The 19,453-nt window shown below is 72.9% G+C and carries 14 protein-coding genes; 5 read left to right on the top strand and 9 right to left on the bottom strand.

All coding sequences use genetic code 11. The features are described 5' to 3' along the window. The 4 genes from ABZT49_RS02480 to ABZT49_RS02465 all read right to left on the bottom strand — a co-directional run. Positions 1–1,015 (bottom strand): IS4 family transposase (locus tag ABZT49_RS02480; RefSeq protein WP_355282583.1); only part of this gene is annotated, 1,015 nt, incomplete at its 3' end. A 261-nt stretch (positions 1,016–1,276) separates the two neighbouring features. Continuing rightward, positions 1,277–2,434 (bottom strand): glycosyltransferase family 4 protein, encoded by a 1,158-nt coding sequence (locus ABZT49_RS02475; protein WP_355282580.1) that lies wholly within the window; start codon positions 2,432–2,434, stop codon positions 1,277–1,279. A gap of 8 nt (positions 2,435–2,442) precedes the next feature. Then, positions 2,443–3,459 (bottom strand): glycoside hydrolase family 5 protein, encoded by a 1,017-nt coding sequence (locus ABZT49_RS02470; protein ID WP_355282577.1) that lies wholly within the window; start codon positions 3,457–3,459, stop codon positions 2,443–2,445. 1 nt (position 3,460) lies between these two features. Beyond that, a complete protein-coding gene (locus ABZT49_RS02465) occupies positions 3,461–4,843 on the bottom strand; it encodes a lipopolysaccharide biosynthesis protein (RefSeq protein ID WP_355282574.1) in 1,383 nt (460 codons plus the stop codon). 359 nt (positions 4,844–5,202) lie between these two features. Here ABZT49_RS02465 and ABZT49_RS02460 point away from each other — a divergent pair, with 359 nt between their 5' ends. The 3 genes from ABZT49_RS02460 to ABZT49_RS02450 all read left to right on the top strand — a co-directional run bounded on the left by ABZT49_RS02460 (position 5,203) and on the right by ABZT49_RS02450 (position 9,031). Further along, positions 5,203–6,012: a WecB/TagA/CpsF family glycosyltransferase gene (locus tag ABZT49_RS02460; RefSeq protein WP_355282571.1), complete on the top strand. Its 810-nt coding sequence runs from the start codon at positions 5,203–5,205 to the stop codon at positions 6,010–6,012. A gap of 131 nt (positions 6,013–6,143) precedes the next feature. Further along, positions 6,144–7,988, top strand: a complete 1,845-nt coding sequence (locus ABZT49_RS02455; protein WP_355282568.1) for an alpha/beta fold hydrolase — start codon at positions 6,144–6,146, stop codon at positions 7,986–7,988. A gap of 8 nt (positions 7,989–7,996) precedes the next feature. Continuing rightward, positions 7,997–9,031: a glycosyltransferase family 4 protein gene (locus ABZT49_RS02450; protein ID WP_355282566.1), complete on the top strand. Its 1,035-nt coding sequence runs from the start codon at positions 7,997–7,999 to the stop codon at positions 9,029–9,031. Between the two features lie 249 nt (positions 9,032–9,280). On the opposite strand, the gene ABZT49_RS02445 is transcribed toward ABZT49_RS02450, so the two are convergent. The 5 genes from ABZT49_RS02445 to ABZT49_RS02425 form a co-directional block, all read right to left on the bottom strand. Then, positions 9,281–10,111: a PIG-L family deacetylase gene (locus ABZT49_RS02445; RefSeq protein WP_355282563.1), complete on the bottom strand. Its 831-nt coding sequence runs from the start codon at positions 10,109–10,111 to the stop codon at positions 9,281–9,283. A gap of 10 nt (positions 10,112–10,121) precedes the next feature. Beyond that, entirely contained in the window at positions 10,122–11,441 is a 1,320-nt protein-coding gene (locus ABZT49_RS02440; protein ID WP_355282560.1) for a hypothetical protein, read from the bottom strand. Positions 11,442–11,481: 40 nt separating this feature from the next. After that, positions 11,482–12,423: a class I SAM-dependent methyltransferase gene (locus ABZT49_RS02435; RefSeq protein ID WP_355282557.1), complete on the bottom strand. Its 942-nt coding sequence runs from the start codon at positions 12,421–12,423 to the stop codon at positions 11,482–11,484. After that, the gene (locus ABZT49_RS02430; RefSeq protein WP_355282554.1) at positions 12,420–14,489 is read right to left on the bottom strand and encodes a glycosyltransferase; all 2,070 of its coding nucleotides are present in this window, start codon (positions 14,487–14,489) and stop codon (positions 12,420–12,422) included. The genes ABZT49_RS02435 and ABZT49_RS02430 overlap by 4 nt, the downstream gene beginning before the upstream one ends. Before the next feature lie 545 nt (positions 14,490–15,034). Next, positions 15,035–16,975 (bottom strand): SDR family NAD(P)-dependent oxidoreductase, encoded by a 1,941-nt coding sequence (locus ABZT49_RS02425; protein ID WP_355282551.1) that lies wholly within the window; start codon positions 16,973–16,975, stop codon positions 15,035–15,037. 169 nt (positions 16,976–17,144) lie between these two features. Between ABZT49_RS02425 and ABZT49_RS02420 the strand changes: the two genes are divergently transcribed. Together ABZT49_RS02420 and ABZT49_RS02415 are read left to right on the top strand one after the other, a co-directional pair. Next, positions 17,145–18,239, top strand: coding sequence for a glycosyltransferase (locus ABZT49_RS02420; protein ID WP_355282548.1), 1,095 nt, complete (start codon positions 17,145–17,147; stop codon positions 18,237–18,239). Further along, positions 18,236–19,336: a glycosyltransferase gene (locus ABZT49_RS02415; RefSeq protein WP_355282545.1), complete on the top strand. Its 1,101-nt coding sequence runs from the start codon at positions 18,236–18,238 to the stop codon at positions 19,334–19,336. The genes ABZT49_RS02420 and ABZT49_RS02415 overlap by 4 nt, the downstream gene beginning before the upstream one ends. Positions 19,337–19,453 lie beyond the last annotated feature (117 nt).

Here is a 19,453-nt window from a genome sequence, read left to right as displayed (position 1 = left end):
GGCCGAGGTCGAGATCCGCTACGTGGTTCCCGTCGGCCCGGATGGCGAGCGCGGACGCTTTTGTCAGTTGCGGAAGGACTATTTCGATCCGCCAGCGCAGCCGATACAGCCGCACCATCTCCTGCGCGGCCGCCGCATCCAGCACCGCCCGCGTCGTCAGAAGCCGCCAGCACAACGGCGTCACCCCGGCAGGCGGATCAGGCTCCTCCACCCAGACGCAGTGCAGGCTCAGGCTGGCCGGCGCGCAGGCACCCAGGCCGGAGGGCCGCACCACCTCGACCGGCCCAGCCTGCAGCGTCACCGAAGCAGTCCGAGCCGGCTGCCCGGGGCGAGCGGGTATCTCCACCGTCCCGGTCGCCTTCACCGGCCACGACGTCTTGGCCTGCAGGCTACCCCCCTCCACCAGCGGTCGGTCGTGACGGGCCCGCACCAGAAGATCGCTGCCCGCGGGCTGGCGCGCGAAGTGGCTATAGATGTCGCCCTCCTGGTCGGCGACCACGATCAGGCTCTGGGCCGTGCCGGCCAGAGCCGCCGCAGCGGCCGTGGATCCGGTGATCCAGCGCAAGCTCTCCTTGTCCTCGACGGCCCGCCGGTGGCGCGGCGGCGTCGGACGGGGGGAGCGGGTCCAGATCTGGGCATCGACCAGGCCCAGCACCGCTTCGTCCTCGGCATCCACGGCGATGACGGGATGCAGGAAGAAGCCGGGATTGCAGCCGTTGCCGGCGGGTCCCAGGCCGTGGCGTCCGGCGGCGGGGGGAGTGAAGTTGATCTCGCTGGTGTCCTGGACGGCCACGATCGGCCGTCCGGCGCAGGCCTGGACGGTGCGGGCCGCGAACGCCTGCAGGATGCCCGACCAGTCGCTGCAGGGGGAGGACAGGTAGCGGTGAGCGGCGGCCGTGCCGGCTTCGCTGCCGCCCACCGTGCTCAGCACCACACTGCCGGTGGTGACGATCCGCTCAAACAGCCACGCCCCACGCGCCTCGGTGCGCACGTCGCCCGATCCCAGTCCGCGCATCGGCCGTCTCCGCTCGTCCGCAAAGACATCCAACTCGCCCAAGCCAAAGCATTTCCGTCAAGGCCGTAGCTCTGCGGGGGAGGGTGGCCTGCGAAGCAGGCCGGGAGAGGGGAGCGCGACGCTGGTTCAGATGGCGTCCTTCACACCGGTTCAGTCATATCCGGAAGCGGCGTCCCCTCTCCCGCCCCGCATCCGCGGGGCACCCTCCCCCGCAGAGGGGGGAGGGTTCAGCGGGCGCGTACCTCCCCTCGCCCGGGGCACTTACGCCGCCTTGGCCTCCACCACCGGCCCGGCTCCCGCGAGCGCCGCCTCGTAGACCTCCACGTAGCGCGCCGCGACGCTCGACCAGCGGTAATCCGACAGGTCTTCCGCGCCGCTTAGGATCGCGCCGTGCTCCAGCCGGTCGTAGGCGCCGCGGATCGCCGCGGCCGCGCCGGACGCATCGGCGAAATCCGTGAGCATGATCGAGGGGTGGCGCTGTTTCAGCCAGGCGAAGGCGTCGTTGGGGTGGGCCACCGGGACGAGGCCGGCGCTCAGGGCCTCGATCAGCGCGATCCCGAATCCCTCGTACTCCGAGGCCGAGACGAACAGGCTCGACTGCCCGATCAGGTCGCGGACCGCCGGGGCGTCGAGACCGGTATGCAGCGTCACTGACCCGGCGAGACCCAGGCGGTCGATCTCGGCGGTGAGGTCCTCGGCCGTCACGTCGGACGGCACGCCGACGATCCGCAGGCGCCAGCCGGCCCCGTCGGCGTTCAGCGCCTGCATGGTCGCGAGCAGCCGGTCGAGGCGCTTGTTGTGGGCGAAGCGCCCGATCGTCAGGAGCGCGCGGCGGGGCTCGGGGGAGGCCGCGCCGGCGAATTTCTCGAGGTCGACGCCGTTCTGAATCACCGGGACGCCGCCGGGCGTGATGCCCTGGAACAGCCGGGCGTCGCTGTCGCTGCACGCCACGATCGCGTCGTAGCCGCGCACGCTCATCCGGGTCGGGCCGTCGAACCACAGCTTCTTCAGCCGCGAATGCGCGCTGGTGTGGAAGAAGCCGCCATGGGTCGTCGCCACCATCGGGCGGCGGTGCAGGGGCTTCGCGAGCGCGAAGGCGTCGAAGAAGAAGTCGATGGCGTGGACGTGGACGAGGTCGGCGTCGCCGAGGTGCCGGAAGACCGAGGGCGCGACGGGGTAGCGGTGCGAGCCGAAGAACGGGATCCGCTCGATGTCGATCCCCTCCAGCCGCTCCCGCGCCGGCAGCCGCGCCTCGGGCGCCGAGAACAGCCGGTCGAGGGTCAGCACCCGGACGCGGTGGCCGAGGCGGGCCTGCTCGCGGGCGAGGTTGGCGACGAAATCCTCGAGCCCGCCGCGGTTGGGCAGGAACTGGCGGACCACGTGCAGGATCGAGAGGGAGGAACGCGTCGGGGTGCTCACGATGTCGCTCACGGCTCGCAGGAGGGCTTGGTCCGGGCGGCGGCCTGGATCGCGGCCACGACGGGGGCGGTGGCGCCGGCGGGGTCGAGCCGCAGCGGATAGTCCGGCGCCCACAGGTCGCCGGCGGCCCACACGGTCCAGCCGACCCATTGTTGCGGGTTCGCGTTGAGGTGGCGCAGGATCGCCCCCAGGCCCTCCGCGCAGCCGCGGTTGCCGGAGGCGCCGATCTCGCCGAGGAAGGCGCGGCGCCCGTTCTGGGCGAGCCAGCCGGTCAGCCGCTCCACCGCCTGCAGGGCGTCGGCGCCGCGGCTGCACTCGGCATGGGTGCCGGAGTAGTCGGCGTCGAGGTACTGGTGCACCTCGTAGGCGACGTTGTTGCCCGGATCGACCGTGCCGAGCATGATCGCGGCGTTGTTGCCGGTCGGCAGGTCGGCGGTCCAGCTATGCGCCCCGGTCCAGCCTGAGCCCGGCACCAGCACCAGCTGTTTCGCGCCTGTCTCCCGGATCGCTGCGATGGCGGCGTTGGCGGCGGTGAGCCAGCGCTCGGCCGGGATGTCATGCGGCTCGTTCATCAGCCCGAACACCACCGAGGCGTCGCCCCGGAAGTGCCGCGCCAGCCGCCGCCAGACGTCGGCGAAGGCCTCCGCCGTCACCATCTCGGTGCCGATCCGCGCCTTGCCGTAATAGGCGTAGTTGTGCAGGTCGATCACCGTGCGCATCCCGGCTTGCGTCGCGGCCGAGACCGCGGCTTCGAGGCGGGCGAGCTCCTCCGGATCGAGGGGCTGGCGCAGGGCCGGCTGCAGCCGCTCCCAGCGGATCGGCAGCCGCATCGTCGTCATCCCCAGACCCGCGAAGCGGCCGATCGTCGGCGCCGAGGGGTAGAGGTAGTCGAAGCCGTAGCGGCCCGGCACGGTGCCGAACTCGGCCCCGCTGATGTTGACGCCGCGCAGGCAGGCGGGTGCGGCCGCGGCAGGGGAGGGCGGGAGCGCCAGGATCAGGCAGGCGAGGGCGAGGAGGCGGCGCATCTCATTCCGCCGCGTGCGCGGGAGCGGCCGCCACGTGCGCGGGGGCCGGGGAGAAGGGTTGCGCCGGGGCCCAGGCCCGGCGGGTGAAGAAGGCGGTCGCGCGGCTGTCGATGTCCCAGTTCGCCCGCACCCAGCGGGCGAGCACCAGGTTGATGACGATCGTCCAGCCGACATTCGCTACCGCGACGCCCATGATGCCGAACGGCACCGCGACGAGGCAGAGCAGGACCGCGTAGACGGAGTACAGGACCGCGTTGCTGATCAGGATGTAGCGCTCGCCGCCGCCGATCGTCAGCAGCGTCGGGCCGGGGCCGAAGAAGGCGCCCACCACCGCCGACAGGCTGAGCACCATCAGCACGTCGGTATGCGCGGCGAAATCCGGCTTGAACAGGCCGAGGGCGAAGGGCGCGCCGACCGCCATCACCACGGCGCCCGCCGACGAGATCGCGAAGCTCGCCAGCGACAGCCGGCCGATCAGGCGCTGCGCCCCCTCCCGGTCGCGGGCCTGGAAGTGGCTCGCGATCATCGGCATGCTGACCGTGTCGATCGCCGCGCTCGGCAGGTTGATCAGCGTCGCGTAGCGCAGGGCGACGAAGTAGAACGCCGCCTGCTCCATGCCGAGGGCGGCGCCGACGATCACGGTCTCGAGGAAGGCGGCCGCGGCCACGATCACGTTGTTGGCGGTGAACAGCAGGCTCTCGCCGCGCCAGGCCGGCCCCTTCTGCGGGTGGCGGAAGCCCCCGCGCCAGGAATCCCAGCCGTGCAGCCCCGCGAGGTGGCGGATCTGGTAGAGCGTCATCGCGAGGAGCAGCCCGAGCACGATCTCCATCGCGACCGTCGCGCCGGTGAGGAGGCCCGCCGACGCCGCGCCCCAGAGCAGCACCGAGCAGGCGCCGCGCCACACCACCTCGCGGGGCAGGAGCGCGAGCCAGATCCGGCCGTGCACGCGAAAGTAGTTCTGCAGGTACTCGGACAGGGCGAACACGCCCGCGAAGGCACAGGCGAGGTGGAGCCGGTGATAGGGGTCGAGCAGGGCCTCCTCGGCGACGAAGACCACCGCGCTCGAGGCCAGCATCAGCAGAATCGCGGCCGTAACCCAGCCGAGGTTGTAGCGCACCAGCGCGTCGTTGTGCGGCACCACCCCGTCGCGCGCCCGGTAATGCTTCAGCACCAGGTTCTGCTGGCCGAGGGCCGCGATCAGCCCGAGACCGCTGCCGAAGGTGAACAGGAACACGTAGACGCCGTACTCGTAGGTGCTGAGCAGGCGGCTCGCGACGAGCAGCATCACGAAGCCGAGAACGGCGCTCGCGATGCGGGCGACGAAGGCCGAGGCGAATTGCTGCGTGCGGCCCGACCGGCGCAGCCGCGCGACGAGTGTCAGCATCGTGTCCGTGGCCTCTCGCTGGGCGCGGGGCGTTTTTCGCGCCCGCCGCTCCGACCCTCGGGGTAGCAGCCATCCCCTATCGGGACTTTAACGCGATCACTCGCACCCGTGCCGAATGCCGAGAAAACAATGCCGCGCCGGCCCGGGAGGAAAAGCTTAGCCATTCGCAACGACTCCGACACGTGGTTGTCGGCATTCGTCCAATCTGTCGTTAACCCTGCACTGAATTAAGACTGCATCTCGGATGGGGGAGGGTGCATTCACTTTGCGCGGGGTGCAGCCGGCCGGTAATTCTTCACCGATCCTGGCGATGGTCTTGCCTCGACATGAATCGCCTCAACCCCGATCGGAAGCGTCCCATGCCTGACCGCGTCCTCGACATGACGCCCGGAGCCGCGAGCGTCGACCGTCTCGATCTCGAGGGCGTCACCGTCAGCGACCTCACCCGCGACGAGCTGCTCGCCCGCCTGCGCGACGTCCTCGACCGGCGCGCCCAGCTGTGCCTCGGCTTCTGCAACGCCAACATGCTGCTCAAGGCCTTGTGCAATCCGGCCTACGCGGCGTCCCTGCGCAGCTTCCTGCTCGTCAGCGACGGGCTCGGCATCGACCTGTGCTCGGCCCTGTTCCGCGGCCGCTTCTTCCGCCAGAACCTCAACGGCACCGACCTGGTCCCGGCCTTCCTGGCCGCCGAGACGGCGCCACGCACGCTGTTCCTGCTCGGGGCCAAGCCCGGCATCGCCGAGGCGGCGGCGCGCAACCTGGCGCTCCTCTACCCCCAGCACCGGGTCGTCGGCGTGCAGGACGGCTACTTCGCGGCCGAGGAGCTGGGGGCGGTGATCGCCGGGATCAACGCCGCCTCGCCCGACATCCTACTCGTCGCCCTCGGCAATCCGGGCCAGGAGATCTTCATCGCCGAGCACGCGCACCGGATCGACGCGCGGCTGCTGATGGGGGTCGGGGCACTGCTCGACTACACGGCCGGCGCGTCGGTCCGGGCCCCTGCGGCGTTCCGCCTCGTCCGGCTCGAATGGCTGTTCCGCCTCCTGCGCGAGCCGCGCCGCCTCGGGCGCCGCTACACCGTCGACATCGTGGTCTTCGTGGCGATGATCCTCCGCCTGCGGCTGGCGAGCCTCGTGCGCGACCGCCCGGTCCGCGTCGCCCGCTCGTGAGCCCGGCGCCCGCGCCGGCGCGAAAGGGGCTGGCCTCTCGTAGACAATTCGGCAAACTTGAAGACCTAGAACAATCGACGAGGGCAACGGCATCGGGCGCTGCTCGGCGGACAGGACGGGGACGAGTTCAGATGCTGACCGACCGCGCAGGCAAAGGACCGAACTCGGGGCCGACCTTGGGGCCGGCTGCGGAGAGTCTTGCGGCGGAGCCGGTCCCGGTCGTGCTCGGCGACGCGTTCGGCTGGTTCAGCCCGGGCGGGCGCCGGCGCGGCGTGCTCCTGTGCGGCACCTTCGGGTTCGAGCAATGGTGCGCCTACCGCTCCTGGCGCGAACTCGCCGCGATGATCGCCGGCACCGGCTGCCCGACCCTGCGCTTCGACTATCCGGGCCAGGGCGATTCCCGCGATCCGGCGGGCCCCGAGATCCCGGCGGCTCTCGACGCGATCCGGGCCGGCCTCGCATATCTCCGCGAGCAGGCGGGGGCGGAGGAGGTCGTGGTGGTGAGCCTGCGCCTCGGCGCGACCCTCGCCGCGCTCTCGGGCGGACGAATCGACCGGCTGGTGATGCTGGCGCCGTTCGCCACCGGCAAGGCCTATCGCCGCGAGATGGCGATGCAATCGCGGCTCATCGACGTGATGCCCGACCGCACGCCGATGCCGCAGGGGCCCGACTCGCTGATGGTCGGCAGCTTCCTCCTCGGGCCGCGGACGCTGGTCGACCTCGCCCGGCTCGACCTCGCGGCCGCGGAACGCGCCCCGGCGCCGCAGATCCTGATGCTCGGGCCCAAGGTCGAGACCCTGGCCGAGCGCTACCGGGCGCTCGGGAGCGTCGTCGAGACAGGGCCGCTCCCCGACCTGACCCAGCTCGTCTCCGACCCGCTCTTCCCCCGCCTTCCGGCCGAGACCTTCGCGCGGGTGCGCGACTTCGCCGTGGCGCAGGCGCCCGCACCGGTCGCATCCTTGCCCAGCCCGTCGCCCGCGCCCTGCCGGCTCGCCGATGCAGGCTGGCAGGAGGAAGTGTCGCGCTTCGGCCCCGGCCTCGTCGGCATCCTGTGCCGGCCGCGGGGGGCGTGGGGCGGCGGCACGGTGCTGGTGGTCAATTCCGGGCGCAACCCGCGCGCCGGCCACGGCCGGCAGACGACGCAACTCGCCCGGCGCCTGGCCGCGTCCGGCATCGCCTCGTTCCGCTTCGACCTGCGCGGCGTCGGCGACAGCGCCGAGCGCCCCGACGGATCGCCGCCGCTCTACACGGTGGACGCGGTCGAGGACGTCCAGGCCGCGCTGACCCATCTCGAGGCCCGGCAGCACACGCCCTGCGTGGTCCTCGGCGTCTGCAGCGGCGCCTTCCTGGCCTTCCAATCGATCTGCCGGGACGAGCGGCTGTCCGCGGCGGTCCTGGTCAACCTGTACTGCTTCGACGTCGGGCCCGGCACCGACGTCGAGACGATGATCCGCGATTCCTTCCGCGGCGAGGTGAGCTACGCGGAGCGGGCGCGGCAGGGCGCCCTCTGGCGCCGGATCGTCAGTGGCGAATTGCCCATCGGCCGGATCCTGCGGGCGGTCGGGCGCGACGCCCGGGCCCGGCTCGCGGCCTGGACGGCGCGCATCCCGGGCCTTGCGCCGGGCGGCGTGACGGTGGCCCGGCGGGTGGCGCGGCTGCGCCGGCGCGGCGCACGGATCCACGCGGTCTACGGCCGGGGCGACCGGGGCATCGCCGCGCTCGCCGCCAATCTCGGCCAGTCGCCCGAGGGCATCGCGCGCCAGCTCGGCTATCCGGTCACCGTCCTGGACGACGTCGACCACAACCTGAGCCGGCCCGCCGACCAGGAGCGGCTCTTCGCGATCGTGCGGGACGCCGTCGAGGATGCGCGGCGCGCCCGCAACCCGGAACCCGAAGCCGGTCTGGCGGCCCGCCCGCGCGACGTTCCGGACCAGTCCGGGTCCCGTCCGGCCCCCGTCGCGGCGGTGCGGGCGTGAGGGGGGCGATGACCGCCGTCGGCCCCGGGGCCGCGCGCGCGACCCTCGTCGTGACCGCCAAGCCGGGAGCGCGCTGCGGCGTCTCCGACTACACCGAGAAGCTGCGCACGATCATCGGCGAGCGCGGCCTCGACGTGCGGGTGGAGCGCCTGCCGACCTGGTCGGTCCGGGGCCTGCTGCGCGTCTGGCGGCAGGGGGCCGGCCGCCGCTCGGTCCTGCACGTGCAGTACCCGTCGATGAACCTCGGCAAGTCGCCGGCCGTCGCCCTCGCGCCGGTCCTGGTCGGGGGCGCGCGCCTCTACCTGACCCTGCACGAGTTCACGATCTTCAACCGGGTCCGGAAATGCTATTTCCTGACCTTCGCGCTGTCGCGCGCCACGGTGATCTTCTCGAACGAGTTCGAGCGCCGCGCCTTCGAGGGGTTCTTCCCTGTCCGCCGCTGCCGCACGCTGGTGGTGCCGATCGGCTCGAACATCGCGGTCGGCCGGCCGGACGTCCCCTCCGAGGCGCGCGAGCCGACGCTGGTCTATTTCGGCCAGATCGGCCCGGACAAGGGGCTCGAGGATTTCCTGGCGGTGGCGGAGCGGCTGCGCGCCGAGGGCGATCGGCTCGGCATCGCGGTCATCGGCTCGCCGTCCGGTCCCGATTGTCCGGTCTTCCGGGAGGTCTCGGCGCGGGCCGAGCGGCTCGGACTCCGGCTCGTCCTCAACGCCGAGCCGGAGCGGGTCTCCGACGAGTTGTCCCGGGCCCGGGTCGCCCTCCTGCCGTTTCCCGACGGGGTGAGCGAGAAGCGCGGATCGGCGCTCGCCTGCCTAGAGCACGGCCTGGCGGTCGTCACCACCTATTCGGCCAAGACGCCGGACTGGCTTAAGTCCGCGACGGTGCCCCACCTCTCGGTCGAGACGACGGCGGCCGCCATCCACGGCCTGGTCTCGGCAGAAGGCCACCGCGCCGCCCTCGCCGGCCGCGATCCGGACGCCCTGCGCGCTCGCACCTGGCCGAGCATCGCCGAGCGGCACCTGGCGCTGTACGGGGTGGGGTGACGCGAAGCCTGTTTGACCGGTGACGTCACGGTTAATCTGGCACGCACACCGACATCTCTCCACGTCATCTCGGGGCTCGGCGAAGTCGAGAACCCGGGATCCATAACCGTTGACGTTGGAGGAGGAAGCGGATCCGTTCCGCCTTATCCTCTGCCGTCAGCGGTTATGGATCCCGGGTTCCGCTGCGCGGCCCCGGGATGACATCGAGGGTGTCAGGACTGCCGGGCGAGCGGGACACGGGTCTCCGGGTCAGCCCGCCGCCGCGAAGGCCCGGCTCAGGCCCTGCCACACGTCCATCCCGTACATGACCTCGCCGCCCGGCGGTCGGGAGAAGTCGTAGACAGGCGCCGCCCGGAAGCGCTCGGGGCCGAACCCGAACAAGGCGAGGTTGGCGGTCTGGCTGCGATGACAGGCGAGGGCCGCCTCCTTGCGGCGGGCCGCCTCCAGCGTCAGCGGGACCACGATCTCCGGACAGTCCGGGTCGTCGAGGAACCGCCCGGTGCGCAAAGAGCCGTTCACCCGGTGGTAGCTGGCGAATTCGAGCCGCGCCGGGGCGTGGCCGCCCTGGCGCGCGAGGCGCGCGCAGGCCCGCTGCACCGCGAAGGCCGCCGCGTCGTGGTCGAAATGCCCGCCCTCGTAGGGATGGGTCAGGACCGCGTCGACGCAGATCAGGTCCTCGGCCAGTCGCTCGATCACGGCCTCCAGTTGGTCCGCGAGCCGCCCGTCCGGGACCTCGTAGAAGGCCTGGCGGGCGAGGCGGCCCTCGACCAGCACGGCGAGCGCGTCGACGAGCTCGCCGCGCCGGGCCGCCGCATAGGCCTGGCGCGCCGGAAATCCGGCCTGCGCCGCGAAGGCCGGATCGAGCGGCGCCCCGTCCGAGATCTGCAGCAGGGTGAGGTCCCGCAGGTGGGCCATCACGCCGCCGAGCCCGATCGTCTCGTCGTCCGGATGCGCCGTGACGACCGCCACCGCCAGGTCGAGGGGCTGGCGGGCCGCCAGGGCGCGCAGCACCCGCTCCCCGGCCGCGGCAGGATCGGTCGTCATGGTGGTCGTCACGGCGTCGTCGTCCCGGGTGGTCATGCGTGCCTCCTCAGGCGCCCGCGGGGACGGGCTGGTCGCTGCCATCGAGGCGATAGCGGGCGAGGTCGGCGAGGCCCGGGCGGGTCGCCTTGCCGGACCACGCATCCGCGATCGACCCGATATCGACGGCGACGCCACCGCGGGCGGCGATCTCGCGGCAGTAGAGCTTGCCCAGGTAGCCGGCCGCGACGAGCCAGAGCACGCCCGGCCAGTCCCGGTCGCGCAGGCGCGCCGTCACCCGCCCGAAGGCATCCGGGTAGTGCGGACCCGGCATCCCGGTCGCGCCGATGACGGCGGCGAAGCGCTTCTCCTCCGGCACGAGCAGGGCGGCCGCGACTCGTGTGCCGGGCCGGCGCGCCAGCGCGGCGGCCAGCGCCGGGTGGCAGGAGATCAGGCCGACCGGGTGGCCGGCCGCGAGCAGCCGATGCAGGGCGCCCGAGAGGTGCAGGTCCAGGTGGATGTCGTGGGTGCAGAAGGCCGTGTCGCCCTGCTCCAGCAGGGGCGCGACATGGCGCAGCACGTTGGTGCAGCTCGGCACGCCGTCGGGGCTGGCGATCCCGTATTCGTGCCGGATCCGCTCCGGGTAGGTCACGCCGACCACCGAGGCGGCCCGGATCGCCTCCAGGACGCGCTCGCGCAGGGCGAGGAAGTCCGGGCGGTCGACCAGGGCGTCGCTGCCGAACCAGGTTCGCAGGATGCGCTTGCGGTTGCGGCGGTAAAGGCTGCGGAAGCGCCCGTCCTCCTCGTCGGGATCGCTGATCCAGGCGCCCTCGCCATCGCCGAGCCGGATCAGCGAGAAGGGATGCCGCCCGGCCAGGGCCGCGGCGATGCGCGCCTCCACCGACGCGGTGTCGAGGTGGCGCGGGCTTTCGCGGACCGCCATGGCAAGGCGCATCGCCTCCGCTTCGGGATGGCGCTGCATGTAGGCGATCAGCTGGTCGAGCCGCTCCACCCGGCTCAACTGCGCCGGCCTGGCCGGGAAGGCCGAGAGGCAGGCCTGCGCCTCGGCGAACCGTCCCGCACCGGCGAGCTGGCGCACGGACTGGACCAGGGTGAGGAGGTCGCCCGGATCCGCCGCCCGCGCCCGCGCGAAGTCGCGCGCGGCGCCCGGCCCGTCGCCCGCCCGCCGGCGCAGGACCGCGCGCTCGCGCCAGCCATAGGGCAGGTGCGGAAAAAGCCGGCACAGCTCCGCCAGGATCGCCGCCGCGCCGAGGATGTCGCCGCGATCCCGCAGGGCCTCGGCGGCCCGGACCGCCGCGACGGGATCGGCGCCGGCCCGCGCCCAGCCGCCGCGCGACGGCGCCTGCTGCCTCAGCCCGGCACCCGTCATGATGCGCCCGTCGCGGCAGGGGAGGGCACGCCGGTCCCGCTCACGGCGCGTCGCCCGCGATCTTCTCGATCTCGAACACGAAATGCGTGCAGAACAGGAGCCGGAGCAGGTTGGTGGTGCGGATGTCGAGGCCGAGCCGCTGCCCGGTCTCGATCAGGCTGCGGTGGACGAAGCCCTCCGGCCCCATCATGCGGTTGAACGGCGTCTCGTCGCTCGCCGTCAAGGTGATCAGCAGGCGCCGGAGCAGGAACACGAAGGCGTCGTGCTTCGGCTCGACCCGGGTCAGCCGCAGGCCCGCTGCCCGCGCGGCGACCTTCATGCCGTAGGGCGTGAAGTTGAAGGTGCCGTAATCCTGCATCTGCTCCAGGTAGGCGACCTGCCCGATCAGCTTGCCGCCGGGCCGCAGCACCCGGGCGATCTCGCCGAAGCTGAGATCGATGTGCTGCACGTGGTGAAGCACCACCATCGCCCAGACCACGTCGAATTCCCCGTCGGCGAAGGGCAGCACCCGCCCGTCGTAGAAGCGCACCGCGTCGCCGAGGCGCGCCACCTCGTCCCGCACCGTGCCCGAGACGCTGTCGAGGTAGTCGACGCCCTGCCAGGCATAGCCGAGCGATTCGATGAAGGGCCGGCTGTGCATCGCCCCGCAGCCGAAATCGAGCAGCCGCGCGCCGGGCCGGAAGGCGGCGGCGAGCAGCTCCTCGGCCGACGCCGCCTCCAGGCTGTCGCCGCGCACCGCGGGGCCGACCTCGTGGTAGAACGAGCCGTCCATGGCCAGCGTCGTCGCCCGGGCGGTGATCGCGCCGATCAGGCGCTCGAGCTGCGCGTCCAGGGTCTCGGGCGCCGGCTCCGGCGGAGCGGCTGGCCCGGGATCCGGCAGGGCGTCGGGCGCCGGGGCGGGTTTGCCGCGGTCGGGATCGAGGATCCGCGCGAGGGTGCGGCGCAGGGCCGTGAGGCCGGGGTGGGTGGTCGGGCGCGTCACGGTCGGCGGCTCCGGAGGGTGTCGAACATGGCGCGGTACTCTGCTGCGGCGGCCTCGGGCGCGTGCGCGGTGCGCAGGCGGCGCGCCGCCCCCGCGCCCAAAGCCGCGCGCCGGTCCGAATCGGCGACGAGCGTGGCGAGCGCGGTCGTCCAGGCGTCCCGCCCCGCGGCGAGCTGGATGTCGACCCCGTCCTGCAGGGTCTCGTGGTGGGCGGGCGTGTCGCCCGCCAGGGTCGGGATCCCGAAGCGCGCGGCGGCGAGCCAGCCGGTCGGCGCCAGGCAGGCCTCGGCCTCGCTCCCATCCGCCGGGACGAGGTTCAGGTCGCTGTCCCGCAGCGCCTCCTCCCAGTCCCGGACGGGGCCGGCTTGCGTGATGCGGTCGGAGAACGGCGCGAAGGCGTCGTCGAGCAGGACGAAGCCGGCCGTCGTCAGCCTGACCCGCTTGTCCCGCTCCAGGACGTGCAGCAGCGCCGCGCCGGTGGCATCCGCCGGGCCCACGACCCGCGACCGCGCCGCGTGGAGGAACAGGCGGATCCCGTCGCCGGTCTCGGGTGAGGACGCGCCCGGCACCGCGACGTCCCGGACCACGAAGCTGCGGCCCGCCCCGACGATCCGGTCGAGATGCGCGGCCAGCGCCCGGGTCGGCGCGAGGCCGTACTCGCAGAGCGCGGCCGCCCCGCGGTAGAGCGCCACCCCGAAGACCAGGTCGTCGTAGGCCCGCTCGCCGATCCGGCCCGCGAAGTCCGCGAGCGGCGGCGGAGCATGGCGCGGGTCGATCGTGAGCTCGTCGGTCTCGTACAGGGTCGGGACGCCGAGCCGCCGGGCGCGCACGAGCGCCTGGACGACGGTGGGCCAGGCCGGCATCCGCACCACGATGGCGGCCTGCGCCCCCGGCAGGGCCTCCTCGAAGGCCCGGACCGCGCCGAGGTCGAAGATCCGCGTGGCGCAGCCGAGCAGGTCGACCGACCGCTCCAGCCGGCGGCGGGCGCCGTCCGGCAGGCCGTCGGCCAGCACCGCGACGAACGGCTCGGGCGCCGGCGCCCGCGTGCCGGCGGGCAGGCAGGCGGCCGACAGGTCGGCGACGCCGCGGATGGCCTCGGAAAGGCAGGCGTCGCCCTCCTCCCGGAACCCTTGCGCGTAGAGCGCCCGGGCGGCGCGGCCGCGCTCGGCGAAGTAGCGCTCGGCGGCGTCGCGGACCACGGCCTCGCCCGTGGGCACGGGCCTCGGGCCGGCCATCAGCCGGGAAAGACGGGCGAACAGGCGCGGCCAAGCCGCGCGCGCCGCCGCCGCGGTCGCGAAGCCGCGCAAGCACGCCTCGTCGACCGCGCCGTGGGCCGAGGTCCCCTCCAGAAGGTCGTCGTAGAGATCGAGGGCGGCGCTCCAGGCGCCCATGCGGCCGTAGGCCTCTGCGAGCCATTCCCGCGTGTTCTGCGAGGGTTCCAGCGCCGCGGCCAGCTCGTAGGCCCGGATCGCCGCGGGGTGTTGCCGTGCGGCGAAATGGTCGGCGACGGCGATGAGGAACGCCGCGGCGCCCTCGCCGTACGGGATCTGCTCGCCGGACTCGACGAAGCCCTCGCGCAGGAAATGGGCAAGGGCCGCCCAGCGATGGGCGGCGGCGCGCGGGTAGAGGCGCGTGTAGAAGCGCCATGGGAAGGCGGCGGGGTAGGCCCGCAGGGACAAGCCGAGGCGCGCGAGATGCGCCGCCTGGTGGCCGGGGGCGCCCTCCGCTCCGCCCTGCGCCTGCCAGGCGGCGAGGCAGGTCGTGTCGTCGGCATGGGCGAAGGCCGGATGGGTCTCGCGAAAATGGTCCGGATCGAAGCCCGCCACTTGGTCCGGCCGGTAGGCGAGGCCCGAGGCCTTGCCGGTCACGGCGTAGTGCAGGCCGGCCTCGTCGTCCGACAGGCCCCGGAGCTCCGGGTTGCGGTCGCGGTAGCCCTGCGGGCTGAAATCGGCCGGCAGGCACGGGGTGCCGCGCGCCGTAGTGCTGCCGGATTCGCCGGCGCCATCCCGCAGCGGCTCCGGGCCGCCCAGGTCGGGATAGGAATTTTCACTTAAATTTGTGCGCAATTCATTGGGAAGACGCTGATCGTCGCCTGGTGTTGCCGGGCGATGTCTGCGAAGCAGGTGAATATTTCTTGATAGATTCTTGATTAGCTTCATGCTTCGCCGCGCAAGACCAATGCACCACGGAAATACAAACTTGCCGGCTTACTGACTTACGGTCTGCACGCCGTATCAGGCCAAGCTGGTCCTGTAAAGTAACGAAGGTGTGGACGACCACTTACCGCGCCGCGAAGATCCAGAGCGAGACTGTCGTGCAGGTCATACGAGACAATGTCCGCATGCTCGCGCAATCCAAGATTGCAGAGCCGCGACGAGCCGATGACGAGGCGCGAATCGTCCACTCGGCGCGTGTGATGATCGGCAGCGCGACGCAAGGGTGTACCGTCGCGTGCGGACGGGCGGGAGGAGGGACCGGCGACGGCGTGACTTCCGTCCGGACATGCGCTGCGGCACCGCGAGCCTGTTCGATGGGCGCCCACGGAGTGAGCCCCCATCGGGCCATTCCCGTCGATGGAATCGAGCGGACTTCTGATTCCGTCGACGCGGCCCTACCCCGCGCGGGAGAGAGGCGCGGCCTCGTCCGCGTGGCCGGCCCGGTGCAGGAAGTCCGGGATCGCCTCGCCGAATACCCGGTCGGCCGCCGCCCGGTCGTCGGCCGCGACCGCCGCCGCCAGACGGTCGAGCCACGCGGCGAGCTGGGCGCGATCGGCGAAGACGGGCTTGGCCGCCATCACCCCGTCGATCCCTTCGAGGTTCACCATCGGCTCGTCGCGGGCGAACAGGATCTCGTTCAGGCGCTCGCCCGGGCGGGCGCCGGTGACGACGACGTCGATGTCCTCGCCGGGCTCGAAGCCGGCGAGCCGGATCATCCGCTCGGCGAGGTCGCGGATGCGCACCGGCTGGCCCATCTTGAGCACGTAGACGGCGGCGCGCTGGTCGCCGGCGCCAGGCGCGCGGGCCTCGCGGTCGGCGTGGGAGGCGGCGGTGAGGACGAGGTCGGCGGCCTCGCGCACCGTCATGAAGTAGCGCACCATGTCGGGATGGGTCAGCGTGACCGGACCGCCGCGGGCGATCTGCGCCTTGAACACCGGCACCACCGAGCCGACCGAGCCCAGCACGTTGCCGAAGCGCACCGCGACGAGACGGGTCTCGGCGGGCCCGCGGCCGGCATCGAGGGCCTGGGCGTACATCTCGGCGAAGCGCTTGGTGACGCCGAGCTGCGACACCGGCTCGATCGCCTTGTCGGTCGAGATCATCACCAGCGCCTTGGCGCCGGCCGCCAGCGTCGCGTCCGCGACGTTGACCGAGCCGAAGACGTTGGTCTTGATGCCCTCGCTCCAGTCCCGCTCGAGGTAGGGCACCTGCTTCAGCGCGGCGGCGTGGAAGACGTAGTCGGGCCGGAAGTCCTTGAGCACCCGGACCATCCGGTCGCGGTCGCGGATGTCGGCGATGACGCCGCTCACCCCCTCCTGGCCGGAGAGACCGGGACGGCTGAGCACCCCGTGCAGGGCGGGCTCCGAACTCTCCAGCACCAGCACGGCGCTCGCCCCGAAGGCCACGGCGCGGGCGCAGATCTCCGAGCCGATCGAGCCGCCGCCGCCCGTGACCACCACCCGCTGCCCGGTGAGGAAGTGCTCCAGTCGCGGCCGGTCGATGGCGACGGTCGGGCGCAGCAGCAGGTCCTCGATCTCGATCGGGGCCAGCTCCGCCCCGCGGCCGGCATCGCCGAGGCTCGTCACCCGGGCGAGCGGCAGGCCGAGTCGGCGCGCCTTCGCGATCAGCGCCTCGGGCTCGGCCTCCGGCGCGAGCGCGCTCGGCGTCGCGACGAGGCGGCGGATCGGCACGCCGCGGGCGGCCAGTCCCGCCACCACCTCGTCGAGATCGGAGACGGCGCCGAGCACCGGCACGCCGCGCATGGTCTGGCCCTGCTCCTCGGCCCGGGGCGAGAGGATGCCCTTCGGGTCGAGCTTGCGCACCGCGCCCGATTCGATCGCGCGGAGCACCACCTCGATGTCGTGGCCGCGCCCGATCAGCAGCGTCGGCGTGCTGGCGGCCCGCGCCGCGCTCTGGCGCGAGCGGCTGTATTTCAGGTAGCGGAACGCCAGTCGCGGCCCGCCGAGCAGAAAAACCTGCAGGACGAAGTAGAGCCCGATGGCGATCTTGCCGAAGAAGTAGATGCCGAACGCGACCGGCGAGACCAGCACGTAGTCGAGCACGAGGAGCAGCAGCGTGAGCACTGCCACGGCGCGCACGATGTTGGCGAGGTCCGGCAGCGAGGCGAAGCGCCACTTGGTCCGGTAGAGCCCGAAGGCGCGATAGACCAGGCCGGCGCAGGCCACGAAGGGCGGCAGCAGCACCGGCATATGGGCGAGCCGCTCGGCGAGCAGGGGCCCGTCGAACCGGATCACGAAGGTGAGGAGCACGGCGAGGGCCGTCGCCACGAGGTCGTGGACGATGATCGTCGCGGTCTTGAGGATCTGTCTGCGCATCGGGAGCCGGGCGCGGTATCGGCCGGGGCTCCCGCGGTGTCAACGCGGCGGGGACGCCCGGTTTCTTTCGGGCGGCGGGATTTGCCAAATGCCGGCGCTCCGCCATCTGGACATACAGACAGGGAGCATCGCGGGTGCGCGATGCGCAAGAGGGAGACCCCCGCGCCGCATGCCCAGCCTCGCCTTCTACGGCTCCAGCCTGCTCTCCGCCTACTGGAACGGCGCCGCCACCTACTACCGCGGCCTGATCCGCGATCTCGCCGGCCGGGGCTGGCACACGACCTTCTACGAGCCGGACGCCTTCGAGCGCCAGCAGCACCGCGACATCGACCCGCCGGACTGGGCGAGGGTGGTCGTCTATCCGGCCACCGAGGCGGCGGCCCGGGACGTGATCGGCGAAGCGGCGACGGCCGACGTGGTGGTCAAGGCCTCCGGCGTCGGCGTCTTCGACGACCTCCTGCTCGTCGAATTGGCGCGGACGGCCCGGCCCGACGCGGTGCGGCTGTTCTGGGACGTCGACGCGCCGGCGACGCTCGCCGAGATCGGCGCGTCGCCCGACCACCCGCTGCGGCGGGTCCTGCCCGACCTCGACCTCGTGCTGACCTATGGCGGCGGGCCGCCGGTGGTGGAGGCCTATCGCGGCTTCGGGGCCAGGGCCTGCGTGCCGATCTACAACGCGCTCGATCCCGACACCCACCACCCGGTGCCGGCGGAACCGCGGTTCTCCGCCGACCTCGCCTTCCTGGGTAACCGCCTGCCGGACCGCGAGGCGCGGGTGGAGGAGTTTTTTCTCGATCCCGCCGCGCGCCTGCCGGAGCGGCGCTTCCTCATCGGCGGCAACGGCTGGGAGTGGCGGGCGCTCCCCGACAACGTGCGCCGCATCGGCCACGTGCCGACGGCGGACCACAACGCCTTCAACACCTCGCCCCTCGCCGTGCTCAACATCGCCCGCGATTCGATGGCGGCCACCGGCTGGTCGCCGGCGACCCGGGTGTTCGAGGCCGCCGGCGCCGGCGCCTGCCTGATCACCGATGCCTGGACCGGCCTCGAGATGTTCCTTAGCCAGGGGAGCGAGGTGCTGGTCGCCCGCGACGGGCGCGACGTCGCCGCCCATGTCGAGGTGCTGACGCAAGACGCGGCGCGGGCGATCGGGGCGGCGGCGCGCCGGCGCATCCTGTCCGAGCACACCTATGCGCGCCGCGGCGCCGAGGTCGACGCGCTGCTGCGTCGGGCGCTCTCGGCCCGCCGGGGGACGGCCGCGTGAGCCGGCCCCTCGACCTCGTGGTCCTGGGCCTGAGCCTGTCCTCGTCCTGGGGCAACGGCCACGCCACGACCTACCGGGCACTGCTCGGGGCCTTCGCCGCCCGCGGCCACCGGGTCACCTTCCTGGAGCGCGACGTGCCCTGGTACGCCGCCCACCGCGACCTCGCGGATCCGGGCTACTGCGACCTCGTGCTCTACCGGGACCTCGCCGAGCTCGCCGACCTGACGCGGCGGCTGGACGCCGCCGATGCCGTGATGGTCGGCTCCTACGTGCCGGACGGGGTCGCGGTCGGGCAGATGGCGATCCGGGCCGCCCGCCGGGCGAACGCCGTCGCCGCCTTCTACGACATCGACACCCCGGTGACGCTGGCCAAGCTCGCCCGCGGCGACCACGAATACCTCACGCCGGAGCTGATCCGGTCCTACGACCTCTACCTCTCCTTCACCGGCGGCCCGACGCTCGCACGGCTGGAGCGCGAGCACGGCGCCCCGATGGCCCGGGCGCTGTACTGCTCGGTCGATCCGGCGCGCTACGCCCCGGTCCCGGCGCCGTTGCGCTACGACCTCAGCTATCTCGGCACCTACAGCCCCGACCGGCAACCGACCCTGGAGCGGCTCCTGATCGAGCCGGCGCGCCGCGCGCCGCACCTCGCCTTCGCGGTCGCCGGGCCGCAATATCCGGACGGGATCGACTGGCCCCCGAACGTCGCGCGCCTCGACCACGTCGCGCCGGCCGACCACCCGGCCTTCTACGCCGCCAGCCGCTACACCCTGAACGTCACCCGTGCCGACATGATCGCCGCCGGCTACAGCCCGAGCGTGCGCCTGTTCGAGGCCGCCGCCTGCGGCACGCCGCTGATCTCCGATTCCTGGGACGGGCTCGACACCGTGCTCACCCCCGGCCGCGAGATCCTGGTGGCGGAGGGGGCCGAGGCAGTGCTGGCGATCTTGGGCAGCCGGGACGAGGCCGCCCGAACGGCCCAGGCCGAGGCCGCGCGGGCCCGGGTGCTGGCCCGCCACACCGCCGCCTGCCGGGCGGCGGAACTCGAAACCGCCTTGCACGAAGCGGGGGCTGGCCGCATCCGCGCCGCACCCTAAAATACTCACACCCTGTATCGCAACGAGGCGCGGGAGCGACGCGTTGTGTGCGGGTGCGGATCCAGGACCGACGATCCCGGATCCGCGGCGCCGAACGGGCGCCCCGGGCGGTCTTCG

The sequence above is a fragment of the Methylobacterium sp. EM32 genome (assembly GCF_040593685.1).
Lineage (GTDB): Bacteria > Pseudomonadota > Alphaproteobacteria > Rhizobiales > Beijerinckiaceae > Methylobacterium.
This window is presented reverse-complemented; position numbering and strand designations above follow the sequence as displayed.

Bases quoted from the DNA above. Each gene is read 5' to 3' on its own strand.
- ABZT49_RS02420 (WP_355282548.1), top strand. From the start codon at position 17,145: ATGCCCAGCCTCGCCTTCTACGGCTCCAGCCTGCTCTCCGCCTACTGG.
- ABZT49_RS02455 (WP_355282568.1), top strand. From the start codon at position 6,144: ATGCTGACCGACCGCGCAGGCAAAGGACCGAACTCGGGGCCGACCTTG.
- ABZT49_RS02450 (WP_355282566.1), top strand. From the start codon at position 7,997: ATGACCGCCGTCGGCCCCGGGGCCGCGCGCGCGACCCTCGTCGTGACC.
- ABZT49_RS02470 (WP_355282577.1), bottom strand. From the start codon at position 3,459: ATGCGCCGCCTCCTCGCCCTCGCCTGCCTGATCCTGGCGCTCCCGCCC.
- ABZT49_RS02425 (WP_355282551.1), bottom strand. From the start codon at position 16,975: ATGCGCAGACAGATCCTCAAGACCGCGACGATCATCGTCCACGACCTC.
- ABZT49_RS02465 (WP_355282574.1), bottom strand. From the start codon at position 4,843: ATGCTGACACTCGTCGCGCGGCTGCGCCGGTCGGGCCGCACGCAGCAA.
- ABZT49_RS02445 (WP_355282563.1), bottom strand. From the start codon at position 10,111: ATGACCACCCGGGACGACGACGCCGTGACGACCACCATGACGACCGAT.
- ABZT49_RS02460 (WP_355282571.1), top strand. From the start codon at position 5,203: ATGCCTGACCGCGTCCTCGACATGACGCCCGGAGCCGCGAGCGTCGAC.
- ABZT49_RS02440 (WP_355282560.1), bottom strand. From the start codon at position 11,441: ATGACGGGTGCCGGGCTGAGGCAGCAGGCGCCGTCGCGCGGCGGCTGG.